Genomic DNA, 16,181 nt, shown 5'->3' with positions numbered 1-16,181 from the left:
ATTATAAAAATGAAAATTAAGGTTTAAAATGGTTCGTAAGTGATATGTTTTTGTTTATTAATCTATTTTTCATTGTCTGATTTTTTAAATTTAACAGAAATATATACTTGAATGAAGTATATATTTCTGTTAAATTTATCCTATGGATAGAACAAGTTTAATTAAAGGTCATTTAGAAATGTGTGTATTATCTATTTTGTCGAAAAAGAAAAGTTATGGTTATGAGATTATGAAAGAACTTGAAATAAACAATTTAAAATTGAAAGGAGTAGGAAGTATTTATCCTATTTTAACTAAGTTGAAAAATCAAGAGTGGGTTAACACTTATCAAGAGGTAACAGACAGTGGTAAAGTGAGGATTTATTATGAAATTAATGAAAATGGGAAAATACGTCTTGAGAAGAAAATTAATGAGTGGTTAGAATTGCAATTGGACATTCAAACATTATTAAAAAGTGGTTTGAAAGGAGACCTTCTGAAATGAGGAATAAATTGATAGGTAAAGAAAAGCAATTTTTAAGAGACGTACTTAAGGAATTAAAGCAATACGATATTAGTTTAGAAGAAAGGGAAAATATTAAGAGACAAATATTAGAACATATTCAAGAGTGTCATGAACATGGTGAAGACAGTATAGATGATTTAGGTACCCCTCAATTATTTGTTAAAGATTTTATAGAAATAAATGAAATTGATTTACAAGTTAAAATGAAACAACTTCAAAATGAAAAAGGAAAATTCAACACATTTATCTTACGTGGCATATTCATCGCAATTATTACTTACCTCATCTCGCAAACTACATTTTCAATATTTTTAACTGAATCATTTAATTCAACTAATAGCAAAAATACATTTAATTATAATATTTTATATCGCATATCAGAGAATCAATGGTGGAACGTTTTATTAATAATGATTAGCTTTATGCTCTCTGTAGTAGTGTTTATTAGCTTAGTAAGTTATAAAAAAAGAAAGCTATCTAAAGTATAATGAAGAAAACTATCTATAAACTATTTCAAATCTATATTCTTTGTAATGTAATAGTATTATGTATCATTTATCCAAAAGCATATGCTCAGCAAGATATTAAAGCTACTTTAGATAAGTATATTGAAAAATTTATAAAGGAACAGAATATTCCAGGGGCTGCTGTTGCAATTGTACATAATAAAGATGTATTCTTCACTAAAACGTGGGGGATTACTGGGGAATCTGAAAAAAAAATAACTAGTAAAACACCATTTGCAATCGGCTCAATAAGCAAATCTTTAACAGCTTTAGCTATAGTAAAATTAATAGAAGACAAAAAGATAAAATTAGAGGATTCAGTTCAACAACATCTTCCTTGGTTTAAACTAAAAGATTCTCAAATATCCTCATCTATAACAATCCAACACCTTTTAACTCATACAAGCGGAATAAACACATATGAAGGCTTATTAATATCAGATAAGCAATCCAAAAGTTCTACAGCATTAAAAGAAAATGTAATGAGACTTTCAAATGTAAAATTAACTGCTCTACCAGGAGAAAAATATCAATATAGTAATGCGAATTATATTGTTTTAGGTGCACTTATTGAGGAAATTACAAATGATACATATTCCTCATATATGGAAAAACATGTTTTTCAGCTATTAAATATGAATGGTGCGGCAGCAAGTAAAGAAACTGCATATGAAAAAGGCTATTTAACAGGTTATCAGTCATGGTTTGGCATACCAAGAAAAAGTGTAGTATCCTATGATAATGCCGGGGCATCGTATGGTTATATTACCGCAAATTTGGAAGATATGATTCAATTTATTATGTTTTTGAATCGACAAGAAGATACTCAATTTTTAAAGAAAGAAAACATCGACCTTTATCTTACACCACTTTATAACATAAATTCAGAAAAAAGCTATGGTTTTGGATTAAGAACAACAAGTATAAATGAAAGCGAAACGATGATTTGGCATTCAGGATCAACGCCCGATGCTCGTACAGAAATATTTACTTTAAATAAAAGTGGCTGGGGTGGTGTGATTTTAACAAATAAAAATCATGTATTAGAAGAACCAGCACTTTCAGTATTAAAAAAGGGGATTATTAATATTTTGAATGAAGAAGAACCGGTTGATCCCCATAAAAGCATACCATTTACACAAATTGTTATGTCTACAGTTATACTCGCGCTTTTCATTTCATCAATTATGTTAATTAAAAAATATAAACATAAGGAAACTGTAAAAAAATTAACTTGGTTATTCGTAGGGGCTCTATTCCTACTATTATCTATTATTTTCATCCCACTTCTTACTTATTGTACAAGCTCACCATGGCGTACGATAAAAATATTTGCGGCAGATGTAGGTTTACTTACAAGTATTATAGTAATTTTATTAGCTGTGAACGGATTATTATCAATCTTTATAGGCATAAGACAGAAGAGTATATAAGGGTAAATAATTAAAGAAATATAATTCAAACGTTATAAACAGTTGACCCTCACACAATGTCATTGTTTAAGATAAAGTTGAGCTTCAAAGTAGATGTAACTTATAGGAGGAAATCATGTTTAAAATAGGGGATTTTTCAAAACTATCTTCCATTAGTATACGAATGTTGAGACACTACGATAAAGTGGAATTACTACAACCAGTAAAAGTCGATGAGCAGAGTGGATATCGATTTTATTCAGCAGACCAATTAAAAAAAGTAAATCAAATTCAAACGTTAAAAGCTATGGGGTTTAATATTGCTACTATTAAAGAAATAATAGAATGCGATAATATAGATACCATAAAAGAGAAATTTTTTAATCGTAGTGCTCAAGTTAAAGAAGACATGAATAACCTCCAAAAACAATTCCGTCTCCTCGAAGACTCAATGAAAATGATGAGAGAGGATGTTGTTGAGATGAATTATCATGTTTCAATAAAAGAAATTCCAGAAAGAACTGTAGCTAGTGTTAGAAAGATTATTCCATCGTATAATTGCGAAGGTGATTTATGGAGTATATTGATGCAAGAAATTCAAATGGGAAATATTAGTATTGACCATCCAAGTTATAGTATTGCGGTTTTCCATGATAGTGAATACAAAGAAAATGATGTAGATATAGAAATACAGCTAAGTATTCTTGGTAAGCACGAAAATACAAAAGATGTTGCATTTAAAAAGATTGAATCAACTCATGTAGCTTCCATAACAGTTAATGGAAGTTATGAACAGATGACAGCTGTAAATGAAGCTGCGGCAAAATGGATTGAGACAGAAGGTTACGAATTAGCAGGCCCAATGTTTAATATTTATCATGTGAGCCCAGCGATGGAATCGGATCCTAATAAGTGGGTTACAGAAGTTTGTTATCCAATAAACAAATAAGCAATAAAAAAAGGCATGTTTTATGCCTTTTTTTATTTTATTAATATCTCAAAATATATAATTTTTCCTCTTTACAGTTTTCGTATCGGACTACATAAGGCAATAAAGACTTCAATTATTTTAGTAAAAGCAGCTAAAGCAAATATAAATACAGGATTGTAGGCTGAAATAATTCCACCTACTAATGCCCCCAATAGCATAGATAATCGTGTAAGTACACGAGAAAAACCTAAAACACGTCCTTGCAAATTGGATGGAACAGTTTCCTGCCGAATTGATGTAACAATCGTATTCCATGTGATATTACATGTCATCGCGATACCGAAAGCAATTCCGGGAGCAAGCCAATATGTACTCCATAAAGCAAATGTTAATCCAAGCGCTCCACAAAATAGGAGTAAAGGAATAAGTATACCACGTCGAAATTTCTTTTCTAAAGGAACGGCAATTAAGCTTCCTAAAAGCCCACCTATTCCTATTAAAGTATAATTATAACCACTTTGTGCGGAGGTAAGATTTAATGTCGATAATAAATAATACATAAGTACACCTAAAACAGCACTTGCTCCAAAGTTACCTACCATAGCTTGAAGTGACAAAGCTATATTTAACCAATCATTTTTGAGCCATTTAAATCCATCAAACAAATCATTTAGTACATTTTGCAATATTTTTTTATCAGTATTCTTTTTATTTAAGTTTTTCATAGAAGGTAATATAATCACAGCAATTAATGTAGCAATAAATGAAAGAGCATTAATCCAAAGTACTTGAAAGCCGCCAATAAAAGATATGAAAAGCCCAGCTATGATTGGACCAAACAAACTAGCCAATTGATTAACCATTTGATATAAAGAATTAGCCTTCGTTAATGATGCACCTGCGATGTGTGGAATGACTGTAACTGTTGTTACATCGAAAAGCATGGACATAACTGCTAAGATAAAAGTAATTACGTATAAATGCCAGACTTCTAATAGATGTAATGCATGTAAAATTGGTACGAGACTTACTAAAATAATATTGGTAATATCTGATATCAAAAGTAACTTTTTTCGATCATATCGATCAACTAGTACACCAACTAAAGGGCCAAATAAAACGATTGGCAATACGTTAACAGCAAATAAAGAACTCATAATTACAGCTGAACCAGTTAATTGATAGGCAATCCAAGGCAGTGCAAAAGTATATAGTGAATCCCCGATTCGTGAAATGAGTAAACCCAAAATAAAAATCTTGTATTCTTTTGAAAAAGTTGTCTTGACAGTTAATCTTTGTTCTTGTACAAATTTCACAATTGTATGACCTCCCTTTTTTATAGAGGAACTTGAAAATAATCCGTCCAATACGTATTAAATATAGAATTCTGTAAGAAGTTGTTGAATCCTACTTTATAATATTGATTTTATATAAAAGTGTAGGGAATAGAAATTAGGGCGGCTTTTATTGGATGAGGCGGAATGATTCGAGAACAAAAGGGGTTGCTGGATAAAGAGTTAATCTTATGACCTTTTCCGCAATTAGTGTTGTTAGCAGAACTAATAAAAGAGAATCCTATATTACTTCAGCGATGTTTAAATTAGCAACAAAAGCCACTGTAATAAGGGGCTTTTGTTGCTAATAATTTAATGATATGTGTACCCTCCATCTGGAAATAATACATTACCCGTAGTAAAACTATTTTGCATTAAATATAGAACAGTATGTGCAATTTCATTATTATGGCCAGGCCTTTTTACAAGAGAAAGAGATTTATAAGATTCATAAGCATTATCAAGAAATACCACCTAAAGTAGAATATAGCTTAACTGAACATGGAAAAACAGTCAGTACTGTTTTGGATAGTATGTGTAGTTGGGGAAGAGGGCATTTAGAATATATAGATAAAGATAAACCATAAAAATGTTATGTAAACTTATTGTAGTGTGAAGGGAAATATTGTTTTAATAATTTGTATTTTATAATATATAATTAAGGAGTGTCGTAGGTTATTATACATATTTAATTTATTTTTACAAAGGGGAAGTAATAAGATGAACGAATTAGAGTATAAAAGCTTCTATGATAAAGTAGGAAGATTAAATGGATGGGATTTTAGCAAAATAAAATGTGAAACTGTAGGAGATACATGGGACTTTTATAGTGAGGTAAAAGAAAGGTGTAAACCATCACATATTTTACTTGATGTTGGTACAGGCGGAGGAGAAAATGTACTTAACATAGCATCATCAGCTAAATTGTTAATTGGAATTGATAATTCTAACGGCATGATTGAAACGGCACATTCTAACTTGAAAAAATCAGGTGTACAAAATGTTGAGTTTCTTCAAATGGGTTCTGAAGCTTTAACATTTCCGCATGCCCATTTTGATATTGCTTCAAGTTGTCATGCTCCGTTTCTAGCGTCTGAGTTAGCAAAAGTAATGAAAAAGGGTGCCTTTTTCTTAACACAACAAGTAAGTGAGAATGATAAATTAAACCTGAAAGAAGCATTTGGCAGAGGACAATGCTTAGGTGAACGAGATGGCACTTTAAAAGAAAAGTATATGGATAAACTTATTAGTGCAGGATTTGATCTCGTGCAAGTACGCGAATATGATGTTACTGATTATTACAGTACGCCTGAAGATCTTATTTTCTTATTAAAACATACACCTATTATTCCTAGATTTGGAGAAGAGGAAGAGGATTTTACTATTTTACAAAAGTTCATTGAAACAAATAGTTCTGAAAAAGGGATTCGTACGAATTCAAAAAGATTTATGATTATCGCTGTTAAATTATAATATATTTTAGTGTAAAAGCTGCTTTTCATTTAAAGAAAAGCAGCTTTTTGTGTGGAAAAGAATACAGGAAATACTTGAAAATAATAGAAATAAATAAAGTGTAAATTAAAAAATCAAAATATGGAGGATAAATGTTTTGAAACGTTACTATATTAGCAATGAAAAAATAAATGTACATATTACTGAATGGGGGAATAATGACAAGCCTGTTATCTTTTGTTTACATGGATTAGGTAGTACGAGTTTAAGTTTTATAGAAATTGCTGAGGAATTAAAAGAAGAGTATAGATTTATCTCCGTTGATGCACCTGGACATGGTAAAACACCGCCCTTTGAAAGAACGGAAGATTATGAGATGCACAATTTAGTAAATTGGTTAAATGAAATAATAAATGAATTGAGAATCGAACATTTTTATTTTCTATCACATTCATGGGGAAGTTTTGTAGCCTTATTTTATTTGTTAAATCATCCAGAAAAAGTACAAGGAAGTATTCTTATTGATGGTGGATATCAAACAAAAAGGCTTCAAGAAAAAACGTTGGAAGAAGAAATTGCTTATTATGAAAAGGACTTTGATGAATACGTTTTTAATAATTGGGACGAATTTTTCAAAAGTGAAAAAGAAGCTTATACTAGGTGGTCTTCATTGTTAGAAGTTGCTGTAAAGGATCTAGGGGGCGAAATGGATAATAAAGTATGGTGGCATGCCAGGGGGAATACAGCTAGTAATATAATAAGAGGTATGCATAAAGATGAAACGATAGATATATATGAGAAGCTGCCGGCTAATATTGTATTACTCCGAGCTACAGTTCCACAAGTTTGGGCGGATTATAGAGATAAGACAGTAAATGTTTTCAAAGAGAAAACTGATAGTATAGTAAAAGTAATTCCTGATACTACACACATGTTGCACTGGGATAAACCAGAAATTGTTATAGCAGAAATAAAAAATAATTGGAGCTAACATATTCATACTAAAGTTGTATTTTCTATATGAAAAATCCATCCTTCCGTTTGATTTTATCTATTTATAAGTGTAATACAATACGAATAGATAATAAGAAATGAGGGGGAATGTAAAGTGATTACACATATATCAGATATAAAATTACAAACGGTTTCCATAGAAGGGGTAAAACAAGTGTATAAGGACATATTATCTTTTCCAATAAAAAAAGAAACAGCATCCTTCATTCAATTTGAAGTAACACCTTATACAACAATTAGTTTTCAAGAAGTGTATGAACCAATTGTACCTGCACATTTTGCTTTTGAAATTTCATATTCAAAATTTCATGAAACAGCAAGATGGCTTGAGGAGTCTGGATTACTCATTGCGAAATGGAAAGATGGTCATATAATTGATGAAGAGGATGGTCGATTCAATTTATACTTTAAAGACGGAGATGGAAATCTACTCGAAATTATCGCGCATAGTTATGTTAAAGAAGATGTATTAGTACCGCAGTCACCTTTAAACATTTTATATGTAAGGGAAATTGGTCTTCCTGTTAAAAGTGTACCTATTTTTAGGGAATGGCTGAAATCAAATCTAAATATGAAAACGATGGAAGACGGGGATATTTTTAACTTTGTAGTTGGTGGCACTGCTTATGTCGTCGCAACTTGGTGGCAGCGACCTTGGATTCCAATCGCGATGAAAGCTCTATCACCGAAAGTACACGTTTCTTTCGGAACACCAGACGTCGTATTTTTACAGCGAATCCAAAATAACTTTAAGAAAAATAGTGTATCATTTGAATGTAAATGTAATGAAGTATCATTTATTGAGCAAGGATATACATTTTCAATTGTGCATACATCAGAGTTTCATTCTGATATTCCTAAACAATTAAACTTACCGCTTTCTATTTAAGGATGGAAAGCGGTAAGTTTTTTGTATATTCGTGAAGAAGGTTTTAGCTAGGATTATAGTGAATTTAAAGAGGGGTATAAGGTGTTATTTTAATTTATGTTAAGGGGAGAAATGAAGTGGTTTTAGGTAATCCAATTGCAAAAGGGAATACAGCAGAAATTTATTTAACTGATGATAAGGTTGTAAAATTATTTAAAGATTACCTCCCAGATACAGAGTCTATGAATGAAGCAAAAAAACAAAAATATGCTTATTCATGCGGGCTGCCAGTTCCAAACGTATTTGAAGTGACAAAGATACACGATAGACAGGCAATTATTATGGAATACGTAAAAGGGGACAGTGTTGGTGATCTCCTACTTAATAATTTAAATGAGGCAGAGCGTTATATCGGACTTTGTGTTAATGAGCAAAAAAAGATCCATGCTATACGTGTGAATACAGATGAAATGGAGTTAATGAGGAAAAGGTTAGAGCGTCAAATTAAATCTGTACATAAATTGGATGAAAGCAAAAAGAAGAATATATTACAAAAATTAGATTCTATTACATTTGATTTTAGGCTATGTCATGGAGATTTCTATCCATTTAATTTGATTTTGAGTAAGGAAGAGAAAGTGAAAGTTATAGACTGGGTAGATGCAAGTTCAGGTGATATTCGCGCAGATGTATTTCGAACATACTTGTTGTACTCACAATCTTCGGTAGAATTAGCTGAGATGTATTTACATATATATTGCAGTCGTACCGGCTTATCAAGAGATGAAGTTTTTCAATGGGCTCCTATTATTATTGCAGCTAGATTTTCTGAAAAAGTATCACCGCAAAATGAAGTGTATTTGAAAAGATTATTGAATCAGTATTTATAAGTCATAAAAAAGGCTGTCAGCAAATTAATAAATGCTGTTGTTTAACCAAAGTTTCCTTGTAGTTAAACAACAGCATTCTTAAATATTGATATAGGTATACTTATTTTCGATCTTCATCCTATAAAGGTTCATAATCCGTACTTGTTCCTCCGTTAATTCTTCTTTATCCCAATACATATGCATTAAGCTATATTCAAAAATCTCCTTTAATTTAATAAATAATGGAAACTTGTCTATCATCTCTTTTGGTAGTTCATTTTCCTCTTGGTAGCCTTCAAATAGTGCTTTTGTAATAGAATGTTCATAGTCAATGATATTCCCATTTCCAGAAAATGAATATTCTATCGCACTATAAATAGGAACGGCTAAATCGAATATGTAAAAATGTTTTTGGAATGAATCCAAGAGAATACCAACGAACAACATGCTTATTCAATCATTTGTTAAACTCAATATAAATAAAGAAGGGGAGTTCAAAATGAATATTTCTAGAAAATTAGAGGTTGAACAGTTACGTAATAAGAATAGTGAGCTATTTGATAAAGATGTACTTAACATATTGAATGGTCAAATGATGTATGAAGAATTTAAAACGGAGGAGCTAATGGGTGAGTCTGATTATGCCCCATTTAACGAGGCCATGTGTGTAAATAGCGCTACTGCACAAGTTTTTGATGAAGAGTTTATTAAAATAAGAGCAGAAGGTCATAACAGTTCAGTCGAAAATTATGCAAAAAAAGTTATAGATCCGTTAGAAAATCTATTTGCGAAAAAGTATAAATGTATTGTTTTATGGTTCGGTGAAGATATGTTTTGCCAAATGAATCTACTTACTTTACTTTCATACCTTGAGCAGTCGTGCTATGAAGGGAAAGTATACTTAAATAGTTTCAGGGAGGATGAATTTAAAGTAAATCAAATTGAACTTGAATTGGGGGATTATTCTACTATATACAATGAAGTATTAGTAAACCATAAAAAGACTTATCATAAAGTACCACCTGTAATGTATCAAGCTATAGATTTATATTTAGAAATGCTAAAAGAAGATAATATCGTAATGAAATTCATCTCTAAAAATAAAGGTTTATCAAATCAAGAATTATTAACAAAGTTGTTTTATCTTTTTCCAACAATCGGATATGGTGATACTCAGTACATAGAACTGATTAATAAAATGAAGAAGAAAACTACACCTAAAATATAGGTGTAGTTTTCTTCTTATAATTGCTCAAGTAATTCTAATTCTTTTTCTACAAATAGCATTAGTTCTTTAATGGTTTCACCAGAGAAATCAAAACGAATACCGGCTGCATCATATACTTCTTTTATAGATTGCGAGCTTCCTAGTGATAATGCCTTTTTATAATTTTCTAGTGTTTGCTTAGGATCCTCTTTATATTGTTTATACATTTGTAATGCCCCAAGTTGGGCAATCGCGTATTCAATATAATAAAATGGTACTTCAAAAATATGGAGTACAGGTAACCAACTCGTTGCTATCCAGTTTTCGTAGCCATCAATATGTATGACGCTAGACTGATAATGTTTTTGAAGTTGTAAGTATTTTTCATTTCTTTCTTCAGAAGTATGACTTGGATTTTCATACAGCCAGTGTTGAAATTGATCGACAATAAGCATAATAGGTAAATATGAAATAACATCTTTAAAGAAGTTAATTTTTGCTTGTTTTAAATCTTTTTTGTCTGTATAGAAGGTATCCCAATAATTAAGCGAGAATAACTCCATTGTCATACTGGCTAGTTCAGCTGTTTCAGCTGGAATTTCTATATACTGTCGTAATTTTAATGGTTTTATGAGTTCGTTATGAATACTATGACCCATTTCATGTATAAAAGTGATAATATCATCTTGTGTATAATTTAAGTTCATAAAAATATAAGATAATTGTGAAGCTGGTAAGTACTCACAAAAGCCACCAGCTGCTTTTCCTTTGCGGCTTGTTAAATCAAGACAATTGTGTTTATACATTCGGTTTAAAAGTGCTGAAAATTCAACATCTAGTTTATTAAAGATATGAGTGCTCTTTTCAATTAAATCATTTTCATTTGCAATAGGTTTAAGCACTTTTTGATCTGGAGTTACAGCTGATACATCCCACGGGCGAAGCGTATCAACTTGCAGTTTTTCTTTTTTCTCTAGCATTATTTTATCTTTAAGAGGCACAACATACTTACGTATGGATTCGGCTAGTTCATAGCAATCTTTCGCTGAATAATCAAAACGCTCGTATTTTTTGAACATATAATCGCGATAATTCTCTAGTTGAATATTTTTTGCTTTTTGATGACGAATTTCAATTAATTGATTTAATATGTTTTGGAGTTCTTTTTCAACAGATAAAAATTGTTCAGAAATAATGGTTTTTGCCTTTTTACGGATGTCACGATTCGAATCTTGTAAGTAGGATTGTAATTCTGTTATCGTTTTTTCTTCTCCGTCCCAAATTCCACTTAATCCTCCAGTGATTTCAAAGTACTCTGTGACTAATTTATCTTCCTTTATTTCTAATTCGATATTTTCCTCACAAAATAACTTTTGAGCATTTTTTATTTTTGCATCTAACAAACCATATACGTTAGAATCTAATTCCATTCGAAAAGGTGACTCTAAATATTTATTATCCAATAAATTTTGGTACCGCTTTAAAAGAGGCTTTACAAATTGTTGATCATGTTCAAAAGTATCCTTTATTTCTTCATCATCCGTATTACATTGAAAGGCGATGTAATGTGATCTTAATTGTTCTTCGATTTCCCAAATTACTTTTGACTGCTCTTTTAACCAATTTTCAAGGTCTAGTTTTGAAGAAATCATCTTATTTAATAAAGTCGAAAGAGTTTTTTCCAATTGTAGTACATTACTAATATCAATCGTATTTACACGTTGCATTATATATCCCTCACTTTTTATTTATTCATAGAGATATTCTATTTATTAATTGTAATTCCCTTGTTAAGTGGGGAAAATGTGAAATAATGTTAAATTTAATAATTATAGAAGGTATTTATATGTGAAAGTAAAAGTTTATCGTAAATGAAAATTTACGGAGGGAAGTGCAATGAAAAGAGGAAAGAAGTTGATTGTATTTTTATTTTCAATTGCTGTATTGTGTGCTTGTGAGCCTGAAATGGAAGAATCTAAAAGTGAAGATTCTATAGTTATGGGTATTGTTACAGCGACAGTCAAGGAGGAATCTTTTTTTAGTGCTGCTATAAGAGATGAAAAAGAAAGGATAGTAGATTTAGAGATTGCTGATAGCGAAAATGCTAACGAAATAAAAAAAGAAATTAATAAAAGATTGCAAATTCAAGGCATTATGTCCTATAAAGTAAATATATCTCAAAGAAACCAGGAGATTGTAAATGCAGAACAAAGATGGCAGTTAGTTTTTGGACAGATATTTGATGACGTATTCAGAAAGAATGGATATGAAGGGTTTGGTATTCAGCAAATAAATTATAAAAAGAATCAACCTGCTACCATTGATATAAAAACTAAGATTAGCGATGGTGAAGTAAGGGCGAGAGAACTTGGACAGAAAATAGAAAAAGAAGTTGAAGGGGTACTTAAAACAGAAGCAGTAAAGAAATGGATTGAAAATGATTCATACGCTATTGGGATTTACGATATAGATGATCGGAAAATTAACTAATTGAGGAATGAATGCTATATGAATATAAAATCGATATAATTAAATAGAAAATTGCTGAAGGAGGTGTAATATGTATAAGTATTTACATATTTTAAACGACATAGAAAATATGATTCAAAATGGAGAAATAAATGAAGGAAAGAAATTACCGTCTATACGGTCACTCGTTACGCAATATGAATGTAATAAGGCGACAGTTATACGTGCGCTTCATGAATTAGAAAAGCGTCATATTATATATTCTGTCCCTCAAAGTGGATATTACGTTGTTAAGAAATCTGGGAGTACCATAGAAAATAACGAGATAATTGATTTTGCTTCCTCAGCACCAGATCCAGATGTTTTCCCATATTTAGATTTTCAACATTGTATTAATAAGGCTATTGATACGTATAAAAATGATTTGTTTGTATATGGAACGCCGAAAGGGTTACCATCTTTAATACCAGTTATTCAAAAACAACTAGCAAATTATCAAGTCTTTACAAAAGAAGAAAATATTTTTATAACGTCAGGTGTTCAGCAGGCACTTGCTATATTAACTTCCATACCATTTCCGAATGGAAATGAAACTGTATTAATTGAACAGCCAACATATCATCTATATATTGATTATCTAGAAATAAATAAAGTTCCTGTAATCGGTATTAGACGTACGAATGAAGGTATCGATTTGAATGAATTGGAGCAAATATTTCAAACTGGAAAAATAAAATTCTTCTATACGATACCGAGATATCATCATCCGCTTGGAACGTCTTATTCTAAAGATGAGAAAGAAAAAATCACACTATTGGCTAAGAAATACAATGTATTTATAGTGGAAGATGATTATTTAGCAGATTTAGAAACTGATTCAAAAGCAGATCCGTTATATAGCTTGGATAATTGTAGTCATGTCATATATTTGAAAAGTTATTCGAAGATTATTTTTCCAGGTTTACGGGTTGGAGTTGCGGTCATCCCACGATCCATTGCAAATGCTTTCTATACATACAAAAAAATACTAGATATTGATAGTCCGATGATTTCTCAAGCGGCTTTAGAAATTTATATAAAGAGTGGTATGTTTGAACGTCATAAAAGTAAAATTAATTCTTCCTACTACAATAGATCAATAAAACTAGCAGAAACATTAGAAAAAGTGCAAAATGAAAATTCATCATTATTTACATATAATAGACAAAACACACTTGGAATACACACTTGTTTAGAAATGCAGAAAAACATAGTTACAGAAACACTTATACAAAAATTAGGTGACATTCAAATAAGTGTCGATACTATTGATAAGAATTATATGAGGGATTTTCCTAAAGAAAAACTATTAAAATTAAATGTTTCGAATGTAAAAGAAGATAAGATTGAAGAAGGTATTCGTAAAGTAATTGAGGAAATCAAGCAATCAAGACAGTTGGATTTTCAGTTTAGAAAGGAATAATTTGAATTAGGAGGTTTGTTGTGAGATTGTTTTACAATTAGTTACTCCAGATGGAGAAGCCTATATGAGGAAATATGATAGGAAGCATATACCAGAGGTTATAAAGCTGAATTATAAAAGTTGAATAAAATGAAACGATTACGGAGAAAAGTAGCAGTTGTGGCCGGAGCAACTATATATGTAACTGAATAACTATATGTTTTTTAAGAGCGCTCTTAGAAAAGAGTGCTCTTTTTCATTAATGTAAATATTTACTTAGCATCTTTTTAAAATGATTTTTATCATAATTTATATATTGCGTAGCTGTATTTCGTATTGGATCTCCGGCATAAAATCTTTCATACAATTCGTGTCTAGATCCTAATGGACTTCCAATGATATCCCAGGCCAACTTAAATAATTTTGTGCGTTGTTCGGCATCTATATTCGTTCCTTTAAAGTACTTTTTCAATAAATCAGCTATCGGACTTTGGAAGTCATTCGAGCTCGAAGGAAGTTGAATGAACCCACCTGCTCCAATTAATTGTAAAATTTCTATTGCACGGGGATAATATTTGGAACCAAGATTCCTTGCAGTTTCGATATATTTAAAATTCGGCAAATAAGTTTTCGTTTCATTTGTAGTACCTTCAACTTCTGCAGCAATTAAAAGTGCGCGAATTGTTTCGATTTGCATAATTAATTCCCCAAGCTTCTCTTGAACATGCAAATAAGTAGTAGCACCGATCGCTTCAGCAATTTCACAAGCAATTGCAGTTATAAATTCTAGCTTTACTACTAATCGTACAATTGCTTGGTGATAAGCTAAACTACTAGAAGCTACATCTGACTTTATTGCCCATAACGCTTCAGGGTTGTTATATAGTAAGACACGTTCCCATGGTACAAATACATTATCAAAGATTAATAGTGCATCCATTTCATCGTACTGTGAGCTAAGAGGGGAATCAACTGTAATTGAATGTGTATTCGCAAATGGTTCTCTACAAACCATATGTAATCCAGGGGAATTGGCTGCCACAATGAGAAAGTGAGCTAAATCTTTTTGCGTATCAGTCAGTTTTGCTAATGGATAGATTAATAAATCATTTGAATAAGGAGAAGCAGTACCAATCATTTTAGCACCACTTAAATAAATTCCATCAGAAGTTTTTTTCGTAACTCTTAGTAATCCTAAGTCGTTTGTATTCAACATTGATTCTGTAGATCGATTTATTTGTGGATCACGTTGAACTACGCTTAAGAATAAGTGATTATCTCTCGCTTCTTCATAATAAGATGTAATTTTATTTGGAAACTGTGCATCGAATTTTTTATAAAAATATTTTGATACGTACCAGCCAGTAAGTCTCGATCTTGCGTAATCAGATAGTCTACTCATTACACCGTCTGTAGCATAACTCCACGTTTCAAAAGCGGTTCTCCTCATTAATAATTCGTTATAGGAATTCGGAACTAAAAAGGCTGTATGAACAAATTCTTTCGTTTTTGGACTAACATATCCAACAGAATCTCTTCGTATTGGATCATCAAACAATGTAAATAAATTAGAAATGGTACTTAATGTTCCTGCAAAATGTTTGTCTGTAGTTACATCTACTTTTTGACCATAGAGCCAAACGTTACGACCATCTTGTAAGCTCTTTATATAGTAATCTTTCAAATTTTGCATATTTCCTCCTTCTAAAGACTATTCATATATTTGGACATCTTTTAATGGTGGGGAATATACGTGGAAAGTTATTACTGCTGAATCTGTAGCATTATACATTTTATGCACAGTATCTTTTTTTACTGTGAAAATATTTCCCTCTGTAAACTCTTCAATCCGCTCGCTATTATTTTCGTACGTTATATTTTGTAACGTACCATTGACTATTAGTATACATCCTACAGATATTCCATGATCGTGCACAAAGGTCTTTGCTTTGCTGGGGAAATTTAATACTAAAATCTCTACAAATTCAGATTGATAGATAATGTTCCTTCCGTATTCAAGGTTAACTGGTGAAGTAATAAAAGGAGCTATTTTATGAAGTGAAATATTTAATGATTGAATAGTGTGTATTAAATTGAACGTATCGTAGTTACATAGGTTATTAAATGCCTTTCTTATGTTATGAATCAATTGCATGTACAACTTCCTCCTAAG

The 16,181-nt window shown here is 31.0% G+C and carries 16 protein-coding genes and 4 pseudogenes; 14 read left to right on the top strand and 6 right to left on the bottom strand.

The genetic code is table 11. The features are described 5' to 3' along the window. Positions 1-142 precede the first annotated feature (142 nt). From GBN91_RS23435 to GBN91_RS23420, 4 genes are all read left to right on the top strand, one after another. Positions 143-484, top strand: coding sequence for a PadR family transcriptional regulator (locus GBN91_RS23435; RefSeq protein WP_000376286.1), 342 nt, complete (start codon positions 143-145; stop codon positions 482-484). Beyond that, positions 481-993, top strand: coding sequence for a hypothetical protein (locus GBN91_RS23430; RefSeq protein ID WP_001244705.1), 513 nt, complete (start codon positions 481-483; stop codon positions 991-993). Before GBN91_RS23435 ends, GBN91_RS23430 begins: the two co-directional genes overlap by 4 nt. Continuing rightward, a complete protein-coding gene (locus GBN91_RS23425; protein WP_152122471.1) occupies positions 993-2,444 on the top strand; it encodes a serine hydrolase domain-containing protein in 1,452 nt (483 codons plus the stop codon). Before GBN91_RS23430 ends, GBN91_RS23425 begins: the two co-directional genes overlap by 1 nt. A gap of 115 nt (positions 2,445-2,559) precedes the next feature. Continuing rightward, positions 2,560-3,372, top strand: a complete 813-nt coding sequence (locus tag GBN91_RS23420; RefSeq protein ID WP_087947581.1) for a MerR family transcriptional regulator — start codon at positions 2,560-2,562, stop codon at positions 3,370-3,372. A gap of 71 nt (positions 3,373-3,443) precedes the next feature. Here the strand turns inward: GBN91_RS23420 and GBN91_RS23415 are convergent, their stop codons facing one another. Continuing rightward, positions 3,444-4,670 (bottom strand): MFS transporter, encoded by a 1,227-nt coding sequence (locus tag GBN91_RS23415; protein WP_152122470.1) that lies wholly within the window; start codon positions 4,668-4,670, stop codon positions 3,444-3,446. Positions 4,671-4,850: 180 nt separating this feature from the next. Between GBN91_RS23415 and GBN91_RS29750 the strand changes: the two are divergent. Beyond that, positions 4,851-4,958 (top strand): annotated as a pseudogene (locus tag GBN91_RS29750) (NUDIX hydrolase); the annotation flags it as partial. Between the two features lie 42 nt (positions 4,959-5,000). Here the strand turns inward: GBN91_RS29750 and GBN91_RS23410 are convergent. After that, positions 5,001-5,144: pseudogene (locus GBN91_RS23410) on the bottom strand (SDR family oxidoreductase); the annotation flags it as partial. Here GBN91_RS23410 and GBN91_RS23405 point away from each other — a divergent pair. The 5 genes and pseudogenes from GBN91_RS23405 to GBN91_RS23385 form a co-directional block, all read left to right on the top strand. Next, positions 5,141-5,275, top strand: a pseudogene (locus GBN91_RS23405) (winged helix-turn-helix transcriptional regulator); the annotation flags it as partial. The pseudogenes GBN91_RS23410 and GBN91_RS23405 overlap by 4 nt on opposite strands. A gap of 133 nt (positions 5,276-5,408) precedes the next feature. After that, a complete protein-coding gene (locus tag GBN91_RS23400) occupies positions 5,409-6,161 on the top strand; it encodes a class I SAM-dependent methyltransferase (protein ID WP_152122469.1) in 753 nt (250 codons plus the stop codon). Between the two features lie 136 nt (positions 6,162-6,297). After that, positions 6,298-7,131, top strand: a complete 834-nt coding sequence (locus tag GBN91_RS23395; RefSeq protein ID WP_000833449.1) for an alpha/beta fold hydrolase — start codon at positions 6,298-6,300, stop codon at positions 7,129-7,131. Positions 7,132-7,248: 117 nt separating this feature from the next. Further along, complete coding sequence (locus GBN91_RS23390; RefSeq protein ID WP_097999465.1) at positions 7,249-8,043, top strand: VOC family protein; 795 nt, start codon at positions 7,249-7,251, stop codon at positions 8,041-8,043. A gap of 116 nt (positions 8,044-8,159) precedes the next feature. Continuing rightward, positions 8,160-8,912 carry an aminoglycoside phosphotransferase family protein gene (locus GBN91_RS23385; RefSeq protein ID WP_097999464.1) on the top strand — a complete coding sequence of 251 codons (753 nt, stop codon included), beginning with the start codon at positions 8,160-8,162 and terminating at the stop codon, positions 8,910-8,912. A 78-nt stretch (positions 8,913-8,990) separates the two neighbouring features. Here GBN91_RS23385 and GBN91_RS23380 read toward each other — a convergent pair whose 3' ends face one another. Further along, entirely contained in the window at positions 8,991-9,338 is a 348-nt protein-coding gene (locus GBN91_RS23380; protein WP_098023279.1) for an aminoglycoside phosphotransferase, read from the bottom strand. Between the two features lie 52 nt (positions 9,339-9,390). On the opposite strand from GBN91_RS23380, the gene GBN91_RS23375 reads away from it, so the two are divergent. Continuing rightward, on the top strand, positions 9,391-10,119 hold the full coding sequence (locus GBN91_RS23375) for a hypothetical protein (RefSeq protein ID WP_001027427.1): 729 nt from the start codon (positions 9,391-9,393) through the stop codon (positions 10,117-10,119). 14 nt (positions 10,120-10,133) lie between these two features. On the opposite strand, the gene GBN91_RS23370 is transcribed toward GBN91_RS23375, so the two are convergent. After that, positions 10,134-11,825, bottom strand: a complete 1,692-nt coding sequence (locus tag GBN91_RS23370; protein WP_152122468.1) for a M3 family oligoendopeptidase — start codon at positions 11,823-11,825, stop codon at positions 10,134-10,136. A 169-nt stretch (positions 11,826-11,994) separates the two neighbouring features. Between GBN91_RS23370 and GBN91_RS23365 the strand changes: the two genes are divergently transcribed. From GBN91_RS23365 to GBN91_RS29325, 3 genes and pseudogenes are all read left to right on the top strand, one after another. Continuing rightward, positions 11,995-12,588: a DUF4030 domain-containing protein gene (locus GBN91_RS23365; protein ID WP_061654798.1), complete on the top strand. Its 594-nt coding sequence runs from the start codon at positions 11,995-11,997 to the stop codon at positions 12,586-12,588. A gap of 70 nt (positions 12,589-12,658) precedes the next feature. Continuing rightward, positions 12,659-14,029 carry an aminotransferase-like domain-containing protein gene (locus GBN91_RS23360; RefSeq protein ID WP_097797164.1) on the top strand — a complete coding sequence of 457 codons (1,371 nt, stop codon included), beginning with the start codon at positions 12,659-12,661 and terminating at the stop codon, positions 14,027-14,029. A 13-nt stretch (positions 14,030-14,042) separates the two neighbouring features. Next, a pseudogene (locus GBN91_RS29325) lies at positions 14,043-14,153 on the top strand (carboxypeptidase regulatory-like domain-containing protein); the annotation flags it as partial. Positions 14,154-14,267: 114 nt separating this feature from the next. Here GBN91_RS29325 and GBN91_RS23350 read toward each other — a convergent pair. Together GBN91_RS23350 and GBN91_RS23345 are read right to left on the bottom strand one after the other, a co-directional pair. Then, positions 14,268-15,701, bottom strand: a complete 1,434-nt coding sequence (locus GBN91_RS23350) for a 4-hydroxyphenylacetate 3-hydroxylase family protein (protein WP_152122467.1) — start codon at positions 15,699-15,701, stop codon at positions 14,268-14,270. 18 nt (positions 15,702-15,719) lie between these two features. Continuing rightward, complete coding sequence (locus GBN91_RS23345) at positions 15,720-16,163, bottom strand: cysteine dioxygenase (RefSeq protein ID WP_001176008.1); 444 nt, start codon at positions 16,161-16,163, stop codon at positions 15,720-15,722. Positions 16,164-16,181 lie beyond the last annotated feature (18 nt).

The organism is Bacillus sp. B1-WWTP-T-0.5-Post-4, from assembly GCF_009183795.1.
Classification (GTDB): Bacteria; Bacillota; Bacilli; order Bacillales; family Bacillaceae_G; genus Bacillus_A; species Bacillus_A cereus.
The sequence above is the reverse complement of the archived record's forward strand: the minus strand, read 5'-3'. Positions and strand labels throughout refer to the sequence as shown.